The organism is Amycolatopsis stemonae, from assembly GCF_054781455.1.
Map to the genome: position 1 here is coordinate 317,809 of NZ_BAAGUJ010000006.1, position 17,223 is coordinate 335,031.

Genomic DNA, 17,223 nt, shown 5'->3' on the forward strand with positions numbered 1-17,223 from the left:
CGCGACGCGAAGCGGGGTGGCCGCTCCGGCGGCCGGGGCGGAGTGGAGCAGCAGGAGTGCGGCCAGGACGGGGCGGCGGTAAACGGCGGACACGGGGCCTCCGGTTCAGAGCAGGCGGTAGAGGTCGTACCGGACTTGGTGGGCGGTGCGCTCGGCCCGGCCGAGCAGAACGCTGGTGGTGAGCCACCGGTACCGCGGCTCGGCCGTGGTGGCGCGCAGCACGAGCCGGAAGTAGTAGTCCGCGGGGTCGACGTCCTCGCCGCGAGCCAGCGCCGCGAGCACCCCGGGCGGCCCGGTGCGGACGCCGGTGCTGGTCAGCCCCACGAGCGTGGAGGACAGTTCGACGGTGTAGCGGGCTTCGACGAACACGGTGCCGTCGGGCAGGACGCGTTGCCAGTCCGCCCCGCCGGGCCGGACGCGGCCGGACAGCGCCGGACCGTCGAGGGTACCGCCGGTGATCGGCACCGTGCGGTGGTGGCCGTCGGGGCCCGGGCCGAAGTCCAGCGGGGGTGCCAGGTCGACGGCGACCGTCGCGAGCGCCTCCAGGCCGGGCGGGGCGAACCGCATCAGGCGGCCTTGCGGATCGGCAGGATCAGCACCGCGCCGAGCAGCCCGGCCACCGCGCCGAACACGAAGAGCGCCGCGAAGTTCTGAGGGGCCTCCGGCGTCGCACCGATCGCGAGGACCGCCGGGGCCACCGCGGGCACCAGTGAGGTGGGCAGGGTGTTGGCGATGTTCATCAGGCCGAGGTCCTTCGCCGGGTTCGCCGGGTCGGGGACGAGCTCGGTGACGAGCGCGATGTCGACCGCCAGGTAGACGCCCTGGCCGAGGCCGACCACGCCGACCGCGACCAGGAACGCCGGATAGGAATGGGCGAACGCGGCCAGCAGCAGGCCGACGGCGAAGATCAGCGCGGCGGCGATCACGAACGGCTTGCGGCGGCGGAGCCGGTCGGACAGCTTGCCCGCGAGCGGCGCGAACAGCGTGGCCGCGGCGGTCAAGACCAAAGTGGACAGGAACACCGCGCTCGCCACCCGCTCCGGCGGGAAGTGCAGCACCAGGATCAGGTAGAAGGTCTGGTACGCCTGGATCGCCGCGACGCCGAGGAAGACCAGCAGTCGGCTGGCCCAGGCCCACGCGAAGTCGGGGCGGCGGCGCGGGTTCACCCAGAACGTGCGCAGCAGCTCGCGGGTGTCGAACGGCGGACGCTCCGAGATCGGCGTGTCCCTCAGGAACGCGAAGAGCAGGAGCGTGCCTGCGATCGCCGCGGCGGCGGGCAGGAGGATCATCGCGGCGAGGTTCGGCGCCACCAGCTGCGCGCCGAAGAGGCCGATCACCGCGCCGAGGGGCAAGCTCAATCCGAGCACGGCGGAGGCGGGCCCGCGCCGGTGCGGCTCGAGCTGGTCGGCGAGCACGGCGGTGCAGGCCACGGTCACCGAGCTGAACCCGGCGAACGTGGCTACCGCGGACAGGGTCAGCACCAGGGTGCTGCCGGCGACGAGCATCACGACGGCGCCGACGGCGAACAACGCCGCGCCGAGCAGGAGGAACGGCCGGCGCCGGCCCAGCCGGCTGGTCGTGCGGTCGCTGAGGCGGCCCAGGAGCGGGAACGCGACCAGCGACGCCAGCGCCCCGACTCCGGCGACGACCGAGACGATGGTGGTCGCGCGGGCCGCGTCGAGCTCGGTGGCCTTCAGCGAGAGGGTCAGGACGGCGGGGACGAGGTTGGCCATCGCGGCGCCGATCGCCGCGAGGCCGAGGAAGAGCAGGAAGCCCCGGCGGGGGAGCGCCGAGCCCGGTCTGGCCGGGGTGGTTTCGAGGGAAGCACTCATCGTTGGGCACCTTTCGCCACGGTTGCCCGGAAGGATGACCAGCGACCTCGGGTACGGTCATCGGCTGTGCCAACCAATGGAAAGCGAGGCCGCCGCCCGCCGCACGGGGAGCCGGTGGTCGACCGCGCGCTGGCGCTGCTGGCCGCGTTCGACGCCGAACACCGCACGCTTTCGCTGGCCGAGCTGAGCCGCCGCTGTGAAATGCCGCCGAGCTCGGCGCTGCGGCTGGCGAACCGGTTACGGGAGTGGGGCGCCCTCGAGCGAGACGACGCCGGCCGGTTCTGCGTCGGCCTGCGCCTGCTGGAGGTGGCGACGCTCGCCCCGCGCGGGCACGGGTTGCGGCAGGTCGCCCTGCCGTTCATGAACGACCTGGCCGAGGTCACCCACCAGCACGTCCAGCTGGCCGTCCGCGACGGCATGCAGGCCTTGCTGGTGGAACGGCTGTCCGGGCACCAGGCGGCGCCGGTCGACTACCGCACCGGCGGGCGGCTTCCGCTGCACTCCACCGGCGTCGGCTTGGCACTGCTGGCGTTCGCGCCCCGGGAGGTCCAGGAGGAGCTGCTGGCCAAGCCGGTCTACGGCGAGCCGGACCACCGGCTGATCCCGGCCGACAAGCTGCGCCGCACCCTCGCCGAGGTCCGGCGAGAGCGGCTGGCGATCTTCCGCCGCCAGGACGAGACGGAGTCGATCGTGTCGGTGGCCGCGCCGATCTTCGGGCGCGACGAAGGTCTCGCCGGCGTCCTCGGCGTGCTCGTGCCCAAGCGGGTCGCCCGGCCGCGGCACCTGGGCTTGGCCGTGCAGACGGCGGCACGGGGCATCTCCCGGGAGCTGGGCGCGCGCTGATGTGCCATTGAATGGCACGCCGATGGGGTTTGCCGCCGGCCGCCGGTCATGATCGGCCGCATGCATCCCTACCAGGACCCGGGACGGCCGCCCGGGGAGCGCGTCCATGACCTGCTCGACCGGATGACCGTGCCGGAGAAGGCCGGACTCCTTTTCCACGCCCCGGTCGCCGTGACGCCCGACGGGGGATTCGTCGAGGCTTCGGCCGGGCCGTTGCCCACCGCACCGACGACGGAAGTCGTGCGGCACCGGCACGTCCGCTGCCTGTCGCTGATGGCGCCGGTCTCGGCGGGGCCTCTTGCCCGCTGGCACAACGACGTCCAGGGACTCGCGGCCGGCAGCCGGCTGGGGATCCCGGTGCTGGTGTCGTCCGACCCTCGGCACTCGGCGAACGAGAACCCGCTGACGTCGGTGCCGTCGGGCGGCTGTTCGCGCTGGCCCGAACCGCTCGGTTTCGGGGCGCTGGCCGACGAAGCCGCGGTCCGCGCGTTCGCCGAGGTCGTCCGCGCCGAGTACACCGCGGTCGGGATCCGGCTGGCGTTGCACCCGATGGCCGACCTCGCGACCGAACCGCGGTGGTGCCGCACCGCCGGGACGTTCGGCGCGGACCCGGCGCTCGTGGCCCGGCTGGCGGCCGCCTACGTCGAGGGGCTGCAAGGGACGGACCTCGGGCCGGACTCGGTCGCGGCGATGGTCAAGCACTGGCCGGGCGCGGGTCCGCAGGCCGGCGGTGAGGACGCCCACTTCCCGTCCGGCAAGGACCAGGTCTACCCGGACGGGCGCTACGAGGAGCACCGGGCCGTCTTCCGCCCGGCACTGCGGGCCGGGGCGGCCGCGGTGATGCCGTACTACGGCCGCCCGGTCGGTGTGCCGGGGCTGGCCGAGGTCGGGTTCGCCTTCGACCGCGAGGTCATCGCTGGGCAGTTGCGCCGCGGAGAGGGCTTCGACGGCCTGGTGTGCGCGGACTTCGGGCTGCTCACCGACGCGACCCTGCCGGACGGTTCCGTCTGGCCCGCCCGAGCCTGGGGCGCCGAGGACCTGACCGTCGAGGAACGCGTGCTGCGGCTGCTCGACGCGGGGGTCGACCAGTTCGGCGGCGAGTGGTGCCCGGACGTCGTCGTCGGGCTCGTCGAGGCGGGCCGCCTGCCGCAGGCGCGGCTCAACGAGTCCGCCGGCCGGGTGCTGGCGCTGATGTTCCGGCTCGGGCTGTTCGAAAATCCCTATGTCGACGAAGACCACGCGGTGACCACCGTCGGCCGGGCCGACTTCGCCGCCGCCGGAGCCGAGGCGCAACGCCGGTCGATGGTCCTGCTCGCGGGCACCCTGCCGCTGAATCCCGGAATCCGGTTGTACGTCGAAGGGATCGATCCGGAGGTCGCCGGTCGCTACGGGTCCGTTGTGGACAGTGTGGCCGAGGCCGATGCCGCGGTGGTGCGGATCGGCACGCCGTACGAGCCGCGTTCGCGTCTGCCGGAAGCGTTCTTCCACCAGGGCCGGCTCGACCTGCCGGACGACCGCCGCGAGCACCTGCTCGCGCTGGCCGACGCGGTGCCCACCGTGGTGGACGTCTTCCTCGACCGGGCCGCCGTCGTGCCCGAGCTCGCCGGACGGGCCGCCGCGCTGCTGGCCGACTTCGGGGCGGCCGACGACGCCGTTCTCGACGTCGTCTTCGGCCACGCGCGGGCCGAGGGACGGCTGCCGATCGAGCTACCGTCGTCGATGGCTGCGGTCGAAGCCCACCCGGAGGACCGGCCGGGCGGCACCGCGGACCCGCTGTACCCGATCGGGCACACCGCCCGCGTCCCCGAAAGGCACTTCTGATGCCCGTCCATCCGTTGCTGGCGGCGAAATTCCCGCTGCTGGAGGGTTTTTCCTCGTTCGGCGAGCTGCTCGCCGACCCGGCGTTCGCGGAGTTCCAACGCCCGCCGGTGCCCGATGCCCTTCCGGAGGTGTCCACTGTGGACGCCCAGGTGCCCGGGCCGCACGGTCCGGTGCCGGTGCGGATCTACCGCAGCGGCGATCAGGAGAGCGCGCCGTGCCTGGTGTGGCTGCACGGCGGCGCGTTCCGGATGGGCGACCTGGACATGCCGGAAGCCGACCGGGTGGCCCGCGAACTCGCCCACCGCGCCGGGATCGTGGTGGTCAGCGTCGACTACCGGCTGGCGGTCCGCGGAGTCTGCTACCCGGTGCCGCACGACGACGTCGTCGCGGCCCTGCGGTGGGTGCGCGATCACGCCGGCGACCTGGGTGTCGGCCGGATCAGTGCGGGCGGCGCGAGCGCGGGCGGCAACCTGTCGGCCGGTGCGGCGCTGCGCCTGCGTGACGACGACGGCTGGGTACCCGCGGCGCTCGCACTGGTCTACCCGGTGCTGCACCCGCAGCTGCCGCCACTGCCGGCGTCGCTGGTCGCGCGGATGGCGGAGGTGCCCTCGATCCTGCACTTCCCGCCGGCCGAAGTGCGGGCCACGACCGAGAACTACCTGGGTGGACCCGTGAGCCGCGCGGACGGTTACGCGATGCCGGGGCTGGCGATGCTGGAGGGCCTGTGCCCGACACTGGTGCTGACCGCGGAGTACGACGACCTGCGTGTCTCCGGGCAGGTGTTCGCCGGGCAGCTGGCCGAAGCCGGGGTGGACGTGCGGCACGTCGTGGTGCCGTCGATGCTGCACGGGTTCCTCAACCTGCCGCCCGCGATCGACGAGGTGGGGCGGGCAGTGGACCTGATCATCGAGTCGGTGCGTTCCGCAGGAACTTGACCGACGTGGCCACGACGGCCGCGGGATCGGCGCCCGCCCAGCGGTGGCGGGCGCCGGGCACCAGGTGCAGCTCGACCGGCGCGCCCGCCTCGCGCAGGGCTTCCGCGAGCCGGATGCTCTGCGAGGCGGGCACGAGGTCGTCGTCCTCGCCGTGCATGAGCAGGATCGGCGGCGCCCCGGCGTGGGCGTGCGTCAGCGGGCTCGCCGCGCGCGCCAGCTCCGGCACCGACTCCGGCAGCGCCCCCAGCAGGGCCGCTTCGCGGGAGACGTCACCGGTCAGGCCGAGCAGGTCGGTCGGCGGGAACCACGCCACCACAGCGTCCACTGTGGACCCGGTGAGGGCCGCGAGCAGACCGAGGTGCGCGCCCGCCGACTCGCCCCAGACGAACAGCGGCTTTTCGTCACGGACGAACTCGATGGCTGCCCGCACGTCCTCCAGCGGCGCGGGGAAGGTCGCTTCTCCGCTGAGCCGGTAGTCGGCCGCGGCGACCCGGAAGCCCTGGTGCACCAGCTCCTCGGTGAGATGCTCGAACCCGGGCAGCGGGGTCAGCCGGGACCCACGCCGCCAGCCGCCGCCGTGCAAGGAGAGGATCGTCGCGACCGGGTCGTCCGGCTCGGACACGTCCAGTTCCAGCGGCCAGAAGCCCGGGACTTCGCGGTAGATCACGCGGCGGCCTTGTGGAAGCGACCGCCCTGCATGATCACTTCGAGGTTGGCCGGGTCCTGCAGCAGCGTGACGTCCGACGTCGGGTCGCCGCGGACCACGAGGACGTCGGCGAGGTAGCCCTCGGTCAGCAGCCCCACCGGCAGGTCCATCACCTGGCCGCCGTGGAAAGTGGTGGCTCGCAACGCTTCGGCGGGGGAGTAGCCGAAGAGCCGGACGAACAGGTCCAGGTCGCGGGCGTTGCGGCCGATGGGGTTGTTCGGGAAACCGTAGTCGCCGCCGGGCAGCACCCGCAGACCGCGTTTACGCAGTTCAGGGTACAGCTGCTCCATCGCCGCCAGGGACTTCGCCGAGCCGGTCTTCTCGGCGTCGATGCCGAATTCGGCGCCTTCGTGGACGTTGGCCCACATGATGCCGACGGCGGGGGAGAGGAAGATCGAGTCCTTGTGCTCTTCCAGGAGATCGATGGCTTCGGAGTCGGCGTAGGAGCAGTGGTAGATCGAGCGGAACCCGGCCCGCACGGCCAGCTTGATCGACTCGGGTGCCTGGGCGTGGCAGTTGAGCCACACGCCGGACTCGCGCGCCTGCTCGCCGGCCGCGTTCGCTTCTTCCGCGCTGTACTGGGTGACCATCGAGCCGCCTTCGAAGAAGACGTCGTCGTTGCTCATCAGCAGCTTCACGCTGTCGAAGCCGAGTTCGGCCTGTTCCCTGATGAACGCGCGGACGGCGTCGGGCCCGGTTTCCTGCGGGGTGGGCCCGTCCGGGCCCATCCGGACGGGGTTGTTGTCGCGTTCGAAGGACGCCGCCCGCATCCGCGGCCCGGCCGCCAGCCCGGCGGCGATCCGGTCGCGCAGCCGGACTTCGGTGGGCACCGGCGTCAACGACCCCGCCGAGTAGACGCTGGTGAACCCGTGGTCGAGGAGGATCCGGGCGTTGCGTTCGGCGAGCGCCAGGTGCTCGTCCGGGGTCGGCAGGTGGTGGAAGAAGCTGACGTCGACCGGCGGGTTGAACGACCGGTCGAGGTGCCCGACCGCCGACGGGAACGTCAGGTGGCAGTGCGACTCGACCAGGCCCGGCATGACCGTCGCTCCTCGGCAGTCGACCACGCGGTCGTCCGGCGCCGGTTCGGCGCGGGGGCCCACGTGCTCGATCCGGTCGCCGCGGACGACGACGTCGGCGGGGAGCGCCGGGGAACCGCTGCCGTCGAAGACGCGGCCGCCCGTGAAGACCACTCGGGAAGTCATCATGCCCCCAGCATGGTGTAGCCGCCGTCGGCGACCAGGAAACCGCCGGTGATGTGCCCGGCGTCCGCGGTGGCCAGGAACAACGCGGCTCCGGCGAGCTCTTCGGGTTTCGGGATCCGCCCCATCGGGGTCGCGTCGCGCAGCTTCTCCGCGCGGCCGGTGCGCCAGTCCTCCCGGCCGAGCGTGGCTTCGGTTTCGATGAAGCCGGGGGCGAAGACGTTCACCCGGACGGTCGGGGCGAAAGCGTGCGCGTAGGACTTGGTCAGGCCGATGATCCCGGCCTTCGCCGCCGCGTACTGCGGGGCACGGGCGCTGCCCCGGGCGACCACGGTCGAGCCGATGTTCACGATCGCGCCGCCGCCCTGGGCCAGCATGCGGTCGCCGAACTCGTGCGTGCACAGCAGCGTGCCCTTGATGTCGACGGCCAGGACGTGGTCGACGGACTCCTCGGTGAGGTCCCGCCACGACATCTGCTCGCGGGCGACGTCGCCGACGTTGTTGATCGCGACGTCGACCCGGCCGAAGTGGCTCCACGTCTCGTCGGCCAGCCGCCGGATCTGCGCGTGTTCCGAGATGTCGGCCTGGACGAGGAACGCCTTGCGGCCCAGTTCTTCGACGCGCGCCGCGGTGCGTTCGGCACCCGCGCGCGAGCCGCGGTAGTGCACGGCGACGTCGGCGCCCTCGGCGGCGGCGCGCACGGCGATCTCGGCACCGAATCCGGTGCCGGCGCCGGTGACGAGGACGGTCTTGCCGGTGAAGCGCACGAAGTTCTCCTTCAGACGAGGGTGCGGCCGCCGTCGGCGTACAGGACGTGCCCGGTGACGAAGGCGGCTTGGTCGGAGCAGAGGAACAGGATCGGGCCGGTCAGGTCGGCCGGGGTGCCCAGCCGCCCGGCCGGCACCAACGTGGTGAGGCCGTCGCGGACGCCGGGCTTTTCGAGGTGGTCGTGGGTCAGGCCGGTCTCGGTGTAGCCGGGCGCGACGGCGTTGACCGTGACGCCGGACGCGGCCCATTCGCGCGCCATCACCCGGGCGAGCTGGTTGACTGCGCCCTTCGTGGCCGCGTAGGGCGCGTGGTGCGGGTGGGCGAGCAGGCCGGACACCGAGGACAGGTAGACGATCCGGCCGTACCCGCGGGCGACCATCAGTTCGCCCGCGGCCCGGCCGGTCCAGAACGCGCTGTCGAGGTTGACCGAGGTGATGGCGCGCCAGACGTCGTCGGGGGTGTCGAGGACCGGGCGCCGGTCGTTGACGCCGACCGCGTGGACGAACACGTCGAGGCCGCCGAGCAGTGCGTCGGCGCGGGTGACGCAGTCCCGGGCGCCGTCGGCGTCGGTCAAGTCGGCTTCGAGGGTGCGCAGGCCCAGTTCGCCGAGCCGCCGGGGGTCGCGGTCGGCGACGGCCACGTCGGCCCCGGCTTCGGCCAGCGCGCGGGCCGCCGATGCGCCGATCCCGCCCGCACCGGCCACCAGCGCACGCTTGCCCCGCAGACCCAGCCAGTCCACTCCCGCTCCTCGCTCTCGACCTGGCGGCGACGCTAAGCGCGTCCGCTGCCGATCAGGAACGGATGTTCCATTCAATGGCAGGTCCACGCTCGCTTGCGGGCCGCGCTGCTGCAATGGGGTATGACACGACTGCCCCGGCTGAACCCGGCCGACCTGTCCGCCGACCAGCGCGAGCTGTACGAGGCCATCGCCGGTGGCCCCCGGGCGGGCGGCCCGTTCCCGCTCATCGACGCCGACGGTTCGCTGACCGGGCCGTTCAACGCCATGCTGTTCTCCCCGCCGGTCGGCGAGGCGCTCCAGCGGCTGGGCGCGGCCGTGCGGTACGAAACCGCGCTGACCGACCGGGTGCGTGAGCTGGCGATCCTGGCCGTCGCGGCGCGCTGGGACTGCGCGTTCGAGCGGTACGCGCACGAGCCCGCCGCCCGCGCCGCCGGGGTCACCGAGGCCCACCTCGACGGGCTCGACGGGCTCGATCCCGTCGAGACGGCGGCCCTGCGGTTCGTACTGGCGCTGCTGGACGGCGACGTCGACGACGTGACCTACGCCGAGACTGTGCCGACCATTGGCAACCGCGTGGCCGTCGAGCTGACCACGCTGGTGGGCTACTACGCGACGCTGGCGCTTCAGCTGCGCGTCTTCCGAGTCACCGTCCCCGTGGAGCAGCCGTGAAGCTCGTGACCTTCGACGACGGCCTGGTCGGCCGTCTCGCCGACGACCTCGTCCTGGAACTCGACACCGCTTCGGCGCGCGAGTACTTCGAACGCGGCGGGAGCGTGCCCGAGACCGGGCGCCGCTTCCGCACGTCCGAGGTGCGCCTGCGCGCCCCGATCGTGCCGAAGAAGTTCTTCCACACGGCCGGGAACTTCCGCGAGCACCACGACGACCTCGCCCGGGTCAACTGGTCGCACCCGGTCAACAAGGGCATCGTGTTCTTCCAGAACGTCGACGCGATCATCGGCCCCGGTGATCCGGTCGTGTACCCGTCGCACCTGACGAACGAGCTGGACTACGAGCTGGAAATGGCCGTGGTGATCGGGAAGCCCGGCAAGTTCTTCACCGCCGAGCAGGCCGCCGAGCACATCGCCGGGTACCTGGTCTTCAACGACATCACCGCCCGTGACATCCAGCGCCGCGAGATGGAGTCGGGCGTCTTCTCCTTCTCCAAGGCGATCGACACGTTCTGCCCGATCGGCCCGTACATCGTCACCGCCGACGAGGTCGGCGACCCGCACGACCTGGACATGGAGCTGCGCGTGAACGGCCAGGTCCGCCAGAAGTCGAACACCGGCCGGATGTCCCTCACGATCCCGGAGCTGGTCGCGCACCACTCGCCGCAGGTCTACAGCGCGGGCGACCTGATCACGACCGGCACGGTCGCCGGGGTCGCCGCGAGCACCGAGGACCCGTTCGCGAACTACCTCAAGCCGGGCGACGTCGTCGAGGCCGAGATCGAGAAGCTCGGTGTGCTGCGCAACCGGGTCGTCTCGTGGGAAGACGCCTACGGCACGCCGTGGGCGCAGTGATGCGCCTGGCCAACCTCGGCGGCCGCGCCGTCCTGGTCACCGGCGACCGGGCGCTGGACGTCTTCGACGCCGGTGGCTTCGGCCCGGACCCGATGGCCGTCCTGGAGAACTGGGCGGCCTTCACGGCGTGGGCGCGGTCCGCGCCGGCCGGGAGCGCGTTCGACCCCGCGTCGCTGGGCCCGCCGGTCCCGCGGCCCCGTCAGGTCTTCGCCGTGGCACTCAACTACCCGCCGCACGCGGCCGAAGCCGGTTTCGAGGCACCGGCCGACCCGGTGGTGTTCACCAAGTTCCCGACCTGCATCGCCGGTCCCCAGGAGACGGTCGAGCTGCCCGGCGACCGCGTCGACTGGGAAGTCGAGCTGGTCGCGGTGATCGGCCGGGGCGGACACCGGATCGCCGAGACACGCGCGCTCGACCACGTCGCCGGCTACATGGTGGGTCAGGACCTGTCGGAGCGGCGGATCCAGGCGCTCGGGAAGCCGCCGCAGTTCTCGCTGGCCAAGTCGTTTCCCGGCTTCGGCCCGATCGGTCCGTACCTGGTCACCGAGGTCGACCCCGATGCCGCGATCACGTGCCTGCTCAACGACGAGGTGGTCCAGCAGGCCTCGCTCGCGGACATGATCTTCGGCGTCCCGGAGCTGGTCGCCCGGCTGTCGGCGGTGTGCCCGCTCCTGCCGGGGGACCTGATCTTCACCGGCACCCCGGCCGGGGTCGGCAACCGCCGCACGCCGCCGCGCTATCTCACCGCGGACGATGTGCTGACCAGCCGCATCGACGGCCTGGGTGCGCTGCGCACCGGTTTCCGGGCGGCGCCGCCCGGACCGGAGCCGGCCGGCCGCAGCGTTTCGTAGCTGAAGGTGCTGTAAGTGGTGAGCGCGCCGCAGAACCCGTGCCGGCCAGGTCGACGGTGAAGGTGTCCCACGGGAACAGGCTGTCGTGGCGCCTTCGCACGAGCTGGTCGGTGAGGTAGCGGGCCGGCGCGCCGATGAGGGCGCCGAGGAAGACGAGGGCCGTGGTCGTGCTGGTCAAGTAGGGACCGTTGGCGGGCGGGCCGCGGTTTTCCGGTGCTCCGGAGCGGCGAGCCCCAGCTAGACCGAGTGTGGATCGGGTACCGGCAGCGCCGGGAGTCAGGTGATCGCGGACCGGCTCGACGACCGCCGATGCGCACTCGCCGGGCGGCGCGGCCGCGCCGCCCGGCACCCGGCGCTCAGGCGTGGCACTCGTAGAGGGTTTGTTCGCCCATCGGTCCCCCCTGCTGCTGGGCTTGCCCGCCGTAGGCAGCCGGGTCGACCTCGGTGCAGTGCTGCGCGATCCATTGCTGCCGCCGCTGTCCGGCCCCGCCGTTCATGCCCGGCATGCCGCCGCCGCGTCCACCGGACCCGGTGCCGAGAACGAACTTCAGCTTGCCTTGGGCGGTCCACTGCTGCAGCTGTTCGACCGAGGGCGAGTCGTCGCTGCCCAGGAAGCCGCCCATGCCGATGACCGTCTCGTCGGAGCCGATGATGAAGCCCGCCGCCATGGTCGCCGAGCCGTCGACGGCCAGGGTGATCTCCGCGTTTCCCTTGTGCTGCCGGGCGTAGTCGAGGACGCGGCGTTGTTCGTCGGTGAGCTTGCCGTCCATGCCGCCGAAGCCGCCGCCCGCGCGGCCGCGGCCCGGGCCGCCCGACAGCTCGGGGAGGTCGCCGCCGCCGGGGAAGCCGCCGGTGCCGCCGGGCATCTGCGGCGTGCCGCCCGGGAACCCGCGGGTGCCGCCGGGCATCTGCGGCAGGTCTCCGGAACCGCCGGGGAACCCGCCCGGGCGCATGCCGCCGAAGCCGCCGCCGCTCGGTCCCGCGGCGGGCATCACGCCGAGGTTCTCGCCGGTCGCCGCGGTGGCGGTGGACCACACGGCGGGTACGAGCAGCACCGTCACCAGCCCGAACACCAGCGACACGCGCGAGACCGCCGGCCGGCGTGTCTCGACGAGCCGGGCACCGAGCAGCGCGGCCACGGTGACCACGCCCGCGACGAGGACCGCCCAGCGGGTCCAGCCGTGCCACGACGGATCGCGGCCCGCGAGCACGAACGCCCACACCGTGGTGAGCGCGACGGCGGCGGGCAGCAGCAGCCACGAGGACGCCCCGTCGCCGCGGTAGGCGCGCCAGAACCGCGCGAGCCCGGCCGCGGAGATCGCCGCGATCGCCGGGGCGAGCATGGTCGTGTAGTACGGGTGCCAGATGCCTTGTGCGTAGCTGAAGACAACCCCCGTCACGAGAAGCCAGCCGCCCCACGCGAACCAGCCGGCGCGCGAAGCCGGGTCGCCCGGTCCCTTCGCCCGCACGCCCTGGACCGCGACGACCACCAGCACGAACAACGACAACGGCAGCAGCCACGAGATCTGCCCTCCGACCGACTGACCGAACATCCGGCCGAGACCCGTGTCACCGCCGAACATGCCGCCGCCCATCCCGGACGGCGGGCTCATCCCTTCGGGCAGATCCGGCCGCGCGCCGCCACCACCGGGGCCCGAGTTGCCTTCGTCGCCGAAGATCCGGCCGAAGCCGTTGTAGCCGAAGATGAGGTTCCACGCGGTGCCGTCGGTGCTGCCACCCATGTACGGCTTCGATCCCGGCCACCAGTCGTGCAGCGCCGCCCACCAGAACGACGACGCGAACAGCACGATTCCCGCCCCGAGCAGGTCGAAGATCCGCCGCTTGACCGGCGCGCTCGTCCCGACCAGGTACGCCAGCGCGAAGCCGGGCACGACGATCCACGCCTGCATCATCTTCGTGACGAACCCGCACCCGACGAAGAACGCGCACCACAGCAGCCAGCGCGTCCGGGCGCGGCTCGCGTCCGCCTGCACCGAGCGTGTGAACGCGTACGCCGCAGCGATGAGCAGCAGCACCAGCAGCGTGTCCGGGTTGTTGTCCCGGTTGATCGCCACGGTGATCGGCGTGAGCGTGAGGATCAGCGCGGCCAGCAGGGCGACGTTCCCGCCCGCCCAGTGCCGGACCGTGCGGTGCAGCAGGAACACCGCGGCGACTCCCTCGATCACCTGCGGCAGCAGCAGAGCCCAGCCGTGGAAGCCGAACACCAGCACCGAAAGCGCCTGCGGCCACAACGACATCGGCGGTTTGTCCACGGTGAACACGCCGTACGGGTCGAACGAGCCGAACAGGAAGTTCGTGAAGCTGGCCGTCATGGACTTCACGGCGGCCGAGTAGTACGTGTTGCCCAGCTGGCCCGCGCCGATGCGCCACGCGTAGAGCACGGTGGCGGCGACGCAGATCCCGGCGAGCGCCCAGCCCTGCCACCGGATCCGGCGCGGGGCGGCGACGCGGCCGGCCGGTGCCGCTTGGTCGGCGGCGACTGTCATTCTTCGTCCTTTCCTCGGGATGTGCGGAAGACCCAGCCGCGCAGCAGCACGAACCGACCCGCGGTACCCAGCACCGAGGCCGCGAACAGCACGGTCAGCTCGAGTACACGACTCGGCGAGGGGGCGAATCCGTGCAGGGCGAGCAGTGCGGCGGAGGTGAACGCGTAGTAGAGCCCGAAGACCACGAGCCCCTGCAGGTGCGCCTTGCCGCGTGACGTGCGGGCGCCGGCGAAGGTGAAGCGCCGGTTGGCTTCGGTGTTGAACAGCGTGGTGACCACGAGCGCGACGAGGTTGGCGACCAGGACCGGCCACCACAGCCGGAACAGCCCGTACAGCACGAGGTTCGCGACCGTGGAGAGCACACCGATCACCGCGAACGACAGGATCTCCCACAGCCGCCCGCCGGTCGGCGGGCCCAGCACCGCGTCCGGGTGGGCCGCGCGGGGTGCCGGACGGCGAGGCAGATCGGGCACCCGTGCGGTGCCCGCGGCTTTGGCGCGGGCGACGCGGATCAGCCCGCGGATGTCGTCGAGCGCGGTCTTGGCGACCTCGACGCGGCTGTCGGTGTCCTCGACCCAGTCGACCGGAACTTCGTGCACGCGCAGGCCGTTGTGCTCGGCCAGAAGCAGCAGCTCGGTGTCGAAGAACCAGGCGTCGTCCTCGACGTGGTCGAGCAGCGGGCGGACGACGTCGGTGCGCGCGGCCTTGAAGCCGCACTGCGCGTCGGAGAACCGGGCGCCGTGGCTCAGCCGGATCAGGCCGTTGTAGCAGCGGGAGACGAACTCGCGCTTGGGCCCGCGGACCGTGCGCGCGCCCGGGGCGAGCCGCGAGCCGATGGCGACGTCGGAGTGGCCGTTGACCAGCGGGGCGACCAGCGGCAGCAGCGCGTCGAGCCCGGTGGAGAGGTCGACGTCCATGTAGACGACGACGTCGGCGGTGCTGGCCCGCCAGGTTTCGCGCAGGGCCAGGCCGCGGCCCTTGCGGTCGAGGTGGCGCACGCGGACGGACTCGTCGTCGCGGGCCAGGGCCTCGGCAACTTCGAGAGTCCGATCGGTGCTGGCGTTGTCCGCGATCACGATGGTCCAGTCGAAGGGGAACTGGTCGTGGAGGAAGTCGCGCAGCACGCGCACGCAGCCCGGGAGGGCCCGTTCCTCGTTGTAGACCGGGACGACTATGTCCACCGTGGCCGTGGTCGCACGGGGTCCGGGGGAGGTCGTGAGGCCTCCGGTCGCGCCGACCGACATGCTTCCTCCGTTCTGGGTCTCCTGCGGCCGAGCACGACGCTGTGTGACCGGTTACGTGGCTCTCACGGTGGGCTACCGGTCGTGAGAATGGCCTGGAATTAACCTGAGAGAATCATGAGAGGTGGATCTTTCACCTCACCCGGTGAGATCAACAGCTCGCGCACAGAATCGCCGCGTAACCTCTGGCCGGTGCGATTGCTGGTGGTGGACGACGACCCCGACGTGCGGGAAAGCCTGCAGCGGAGCCTGGAGTTCGAGGGCTACGACGTCGGCACGGCGACCTGCGGAAGGACGGCGCTGGCGGCTGTCGCCGGCGACGCGAAGCCCGACCTGGTGATCCTCGACGTGATGATGCCCGACATCGACGGCCTGGAGACCTGCCGCCGGATCCGGGCGGCGGGGGAGCGGCTGCCGGTGCTGATGCTCACCGCGCGCGACGCGCTCGGTGACCGCGTCACCGGCCTCGACTCCGGCGCGGACGACTACCTCGTCAAGCCGTTCGCGCTGGAGGAGCTGCTCGCCCGCGTCCGCGCGCTGCTCAAGCAGAACCGCCGCCGCCGGGGTGTCCCCGAGATCCGCCGCTTCGGTGACCTGGCGCTCGACCCGAGCACTCGCGAAGTCACCCGCGGCGGGCGGCGCCTGGACCTCACCCCGACCGAGTTCGACCTGCTGACCGCGTTCCTCGACGCGCCGGACAAGGTGCTGACCAAGCACCAGCTGCGGCAGGCCGTGTGGGGCCGGGAACCGAGCCGCACCAACAACCTCGACGTCTACGTCGGTTACCTGCGGCGCAAGACGGAGGCAGGCGGGGCGAGCCGGTTGCTGCACACCGTCCGCGGTGTCGGGTTCGTGTTGCGGGCACCGTGAGGCCGAGGATGCTGCGCAGCCGCGTCGCGTTGATCACCGCGGCCATCGTCGCGTTCGCGATCGCGTCGATCAGCACCGTGACCTACGTGTCGACCCAGCACAACCTGCGTGCGCAGCTGGACGAGACGCTGCTCGGCGGCTGGCCGCCACCCGGCGCGCAGGACCCCGCGGCGCCGAAACCCGACTGGGCCGACCTGTGCCGGGCGGTGAACCGGGGCCGTCCGCTGCAGCGGTTCCTCGAAGGCGTGCAGCTGCTCAAGGCCGACGGGACGACGTGCTCGCCAGCGGGCGTGGACTCGGTCGTGCTCCAAGACACCGATCGGACCGTGGGTGCGGTGACGTTGCGAGACGGCTACACGCAGTCCGGCACGCCGGTCCGGGTTCTGCTGGGCCCGGTCGGTGACGGGAACGTGCTGGTCATCTCGCGCAGTCTGGCCGAGGTCGAGAACACGCTCAACGGGCTGGCCAATGTCCTGATCATCGTGTCGTTCTTCGGGGCGGCACTCGCGGCCGCCGCCGGGCTGCTGCTGACCCGCCGGACCCTCGAACCGATGGCGCGGCTGACCGGCGCGGCCGAGGAGATCGCCCGCACCCAGGACCTCGACCTCCCGGTGGCGGTGTCCGGCCGGGACGAGGTGGGCCGGCTGGGGCGGGCGTTCGCGGCGATGACCGGTGCGCTCGCCGAGTCCCGGCGGCGTCAGCAGGCGCTGGTGGCGGACGCGGCCCATGAGCTGCGCACGCCGTTGACCAGCCTCCGAACCAACATCGATTTGCTCGCCCGCAGCGAGCACACCGGCCGCCCGCTCGGGGACGGGCGGCGCGCCCGGACACTGGACCGGCTGCAGGTGCAGGCGGAGGAACTGGGCGACCTCGTCACCGAGCTGGTCGTCCTCGCCCGCGACGAACGCGAGTTGGAGCACGCCGATGTCGCGATGGCCGCTGTGGTCCGGCAGGCCGTCCGGCGGGCATCCAGCCGGGCCCAGGACCACGAGATCGACGTCGAAAACGCCGACTGGCGGGTGCGCGGCGACGCGGCCGCGCTCGAGCGGATGGTGCTCAACCTGCTCGACAACGCGATCAAGTTCTCGCCCGCCGGGTCGGTGATCACGGTCCGCTCGACCCCCGGTCGGATCGCCGTGGCCGACGAAGGTCCCGGGGTCGCGCCGGCCGACCGGGTTTCGGCGTTCGAGCGGTTCTGGCGTGCCCCCGAGGCCCGGTCGCTGCCGGGATCGGGGCTGGGCTTGGCGATCGTCGCGGACACGGCGGCGGTCCACGGCGGCGCCGCACGGTTCGACGACCCACCGGACGGGCGGGGCGCGCTGGTCGTGGTCGACCTGCCGGTCTGACTCGTTCGCCGGTCGAGGGCACGGTCTCCGCTGGATGTCCGC

General features: G+C 72.5%; 16 protein-coding genes and 1 pseudogene. 8 read left to right on the top strand and 9 right to left on the bottom strand.

The features are described from left to right. Nucleotides 1-105 precede the first annotated feature (105 nt). Together ACYVLJ_RS24200 and ACYVLJ_RS24205 are read right to left on the bottom strand one after the other, a co-directional pair. Nucleotides 106-567, bottom strand: coding sequence for a DUF3237 domain-containing protein (locus tag ACYVLJ_RS24200; RefSeq protein ID WP_460440424.1), 462 nt, complete (start codon nt 565-567; stop codon nt 106-108). Next, a complete protein-coding gene (locus ACYVLJ_RS24205; RefSeq protein WP_460440425.1) occupies nt 567-1,832 on the bottom strand; it encodes an MFS transporter in 1,266 nt (421 codons plus the stop codon). The genes ACYVLJ_RS24200 and ACYVLJ_RS24205 overlap by 1 nt, the downstream gene beginning before the upstream one ends. A gap of 114 nt (nt 1,833-1,946) precedes the next feature. Here ACYVLJ_RS24205 and ACYVLJ_RS24210 point away from each other — a divergent pair, with 114 nt between their 5' ends. The 3 genes from ACYVLJ_RS24210 to ACYVLJ_RS24220 are packed head-to-tail and all read left to right on the top strand — an operon-like array spanning nt 1,947 to nt 5,431. Further along, nucleotides 1,947-2,675, top strand: coding sequence for an IclR family transcriptional regulator (locus ACYVLJ_RS24210; RefSeq protein ID WP_460440426.1), 729 nt, complete (start codon nt 1,947-1,949; stop codon nt 2,673-2,675). A gap of 60 nt (nt 2,676-2,735) precedes the next feature. Continuing rightward, on the top strand, nt 2,736-4,496 hold the full coding sequence (locus ACYVLJ_RS24215) for a glycoside hydrolase family 3 protein (RefSeq protein WP_460440427.1): 1,761 nt from the start codon (nt 2,736-2,738) through the stop codon (nt 4,494-4,496). After that, entirely contained in the window at nt 4,496-5,431 is a 936-nt protein-coding gene (locus ACYVLJ_RS24220) for an alpha/beta hydrolase (protein ID WP_460440428.1), read from the top strand. The genes ACYVLJ_RS24215 and ACYVLJ_RS24220 overlap by 1 nt, the downstream gene beginning before the upstream one ends. On the opposite strand, the gene ACYVLJ_RS24225 is transcribed toward ACYVLJ_RS24220, so the two are convergent. The 4 genes from ACYVLJ_RS24225 to ACYVLJ_RS24240 are packed head-to-tail and all read right to left on the bottom strand — an operon-like array spanning nt 5,400 to nt 8,843. Then, a complete protein-coding gene (locus ACYVLJ_RS24225) occupies nt 5,400-6,098 on the bottom strand; it encodes an alpha/beta hydrolase fold domain-containing protein (protein WP_460440429.1) in 699 nt (232 codons plus the stop codon). The two genes, ACYVLJ_RS24220 and ACYVLJ_RS24225, sit on opposite strands and share 32 nt — an antisense overlap. Continuing rightward, nucleotides 6,095-7,342 carry an amidohydrolase family protein gene (locus tag ACYVLJ_RS24230; protein ID WP_460440430.1) on the bottom strand — a complete coding sequence of 416 codons (1,248 nt, stop codon included), beginning with the start codon at nt 7,340-7,342 and terminating at the stop codon, nt 6,095-6,097. Before ACYVLJ_RS24230 ends, ACYVLJ_RS24225 begins: the two co-directional genes overlap by 4 nt. Next, nucleotides 7,339-8,103 carry an SDR family NAD(P)-dependent oxidoreductase gene (locus tag ACYVLJ_RS24235; RefSeq protein WP_460440431.1) on the bottom strand — a complete coding sequence of 255 codons (765 nt, stop codon included), beginning with the start codon at nt 8,101-8,103 and terminating at the stop codon, nt 7,339-7,341. Before ACYVLJ_RS24235 ends, ACYVLJ_RS24230 begins: the two co-directional genes overlap by 4 nt. 11 nt (nt 8,104-8,114) lie before the next feature. Next, nucleotides 8,115-8,843 (bottom strand): SDR family NAD(P)-dependent oxidoreductase, encoded by a 729-nt coding sequence (locus ACYVLJ_RS24240; RefSeq protein ID WP_460440432.1) that lies wholly within the window; start codon nt 8,841-8,843, stop codon nt 8,115-8,117. Nucleotides 8,844-8,963: 120 nt separating this feature from the next. Between ACYVLJ_RS24240 and ACYVLJ_RS24245 the strand changes: the two genes are divergently transcribed. From ACYVLJ_RS24245 to ACYVLJ_RS24255, 3 genes are read left to right on the top strand one after another with little or no spacing between them, the layout of a single operon-like run. Continuing rightward, nucleotides 8,964-9,512 carry a carboxymuconolactone decarboxylase family protein gene (locus ACYVLJ_RS24245; RefSeq protein ID WP_460440433.1) on the top strand — a complete coding sequence of 183 codons (549 nt, stop codon included), beginning with the start codon at nt 8,964-8,966 and terminating at the stop codon, nt 9,510-9,512. After that, nucleotides 9,509-10,366, top strand: coding sequence for a fumarylacetoacetate hydrolase family protein (locus tag ACYVLJ_RS24250; protein WP_460440434.1), 858 nt, complete (start codon nt 9,509-9,511; stop codon nt 10,364-10,366). The genes ACYVLJ_RS24245 and ACYVLJ_RS24250 overlap by 4 nt, the downstream gene beginning before the upstream one ends. Beyond that, a complete protein-coding gene (locus ACYVLJ_RS24255) occupies nt 10,366-11,217 on the top strand; it encodes a fumarylacetoacetate hydrolase family protein (RefSeq protein ID WP_460440435.1) in 852 nt (283 codons plus the stop codon). The genes ACYVLJ_RS24250 and ACYVLJ_RS24255 overlap by 1 nt, the downstream gene beginning before the upstream one ends. Here ACYVLJ_RS24255 and ACYVLJ_RS24260 read toward each other — a convergent pair. The 3 genes and pseudogenes from ACYVLJ_RS24260 to ACYVLJ_RS24270 form a co-directional block, all read right to left on the bottom strand. After that, nucleotides 11,202-11,395, bottom strand: a pseudogene (locus tag ACYVLJ_RS24260) (fluoride efflux transporter FluC); the annotation flags it as partial. The gene ACYVLJ_RS24255 and the pseudogene ACYVLJ_RS24260 overlap by 16 nt on opposite strands. A 178-nt stretch (nt 11,396-11,573) precedes the next feature. Next, nucleotides 11,574-13,724, bottom strand: coding sequence for an ArnT family glycosyltransferase (locus ACYVLJ_RS24265; protein WP_460440436.1), 2,151 nt, complete (start codon nt 13,722-13,724; stop codon nt 11,574-11,576). After that, nucleotides 13,721-14,968 (bottom strand): bifunctional glycosyltransferase family 2/GtrA family protein, encoded by a 1,248-nt coding sequence (locus ACYVLJ_RS24270; RefSeq protein ID WP_460440437.1) that lies wholly within the window; start codon nt 14,966-14,968, stop codon nt 13,721-13,723. The genes ACYVLJ_RS24265 and ACYVLJ_RS24270 overlap by 4 nt, the downstream gene beginning before the upstream one ends. 189 nt (nt 14,969-15,157) lie before the next feature. Here ACYVLJ_RS24270 and ACYVLJ_RS24275 point away from each other — a divergent pair, with 189 nt between their 5' ends. Next, a complete protein-coding gene (locus tag ACYVLJ_RS24275; protein WP_460440438.1) occupies nt 15,158-15,835 on the top strand; it encodes a response regulator transcription factor in 678 nt (225 codons plus the stop codon). An 8-nt stretch (nt 15,836-15,843) separates the two neighbouring features. Further along, entirely contained in the window at nt 15,844-17,181 is a 1,338-nt protein-coding gene (locus tag ACYVLJ_RS24280; RefSeq protein WP_460440439.1) for a sensor histidine kinase, read from the top strand. Nucleotides 17,182-17,223 lie beyond the last annotated feature (42 nt).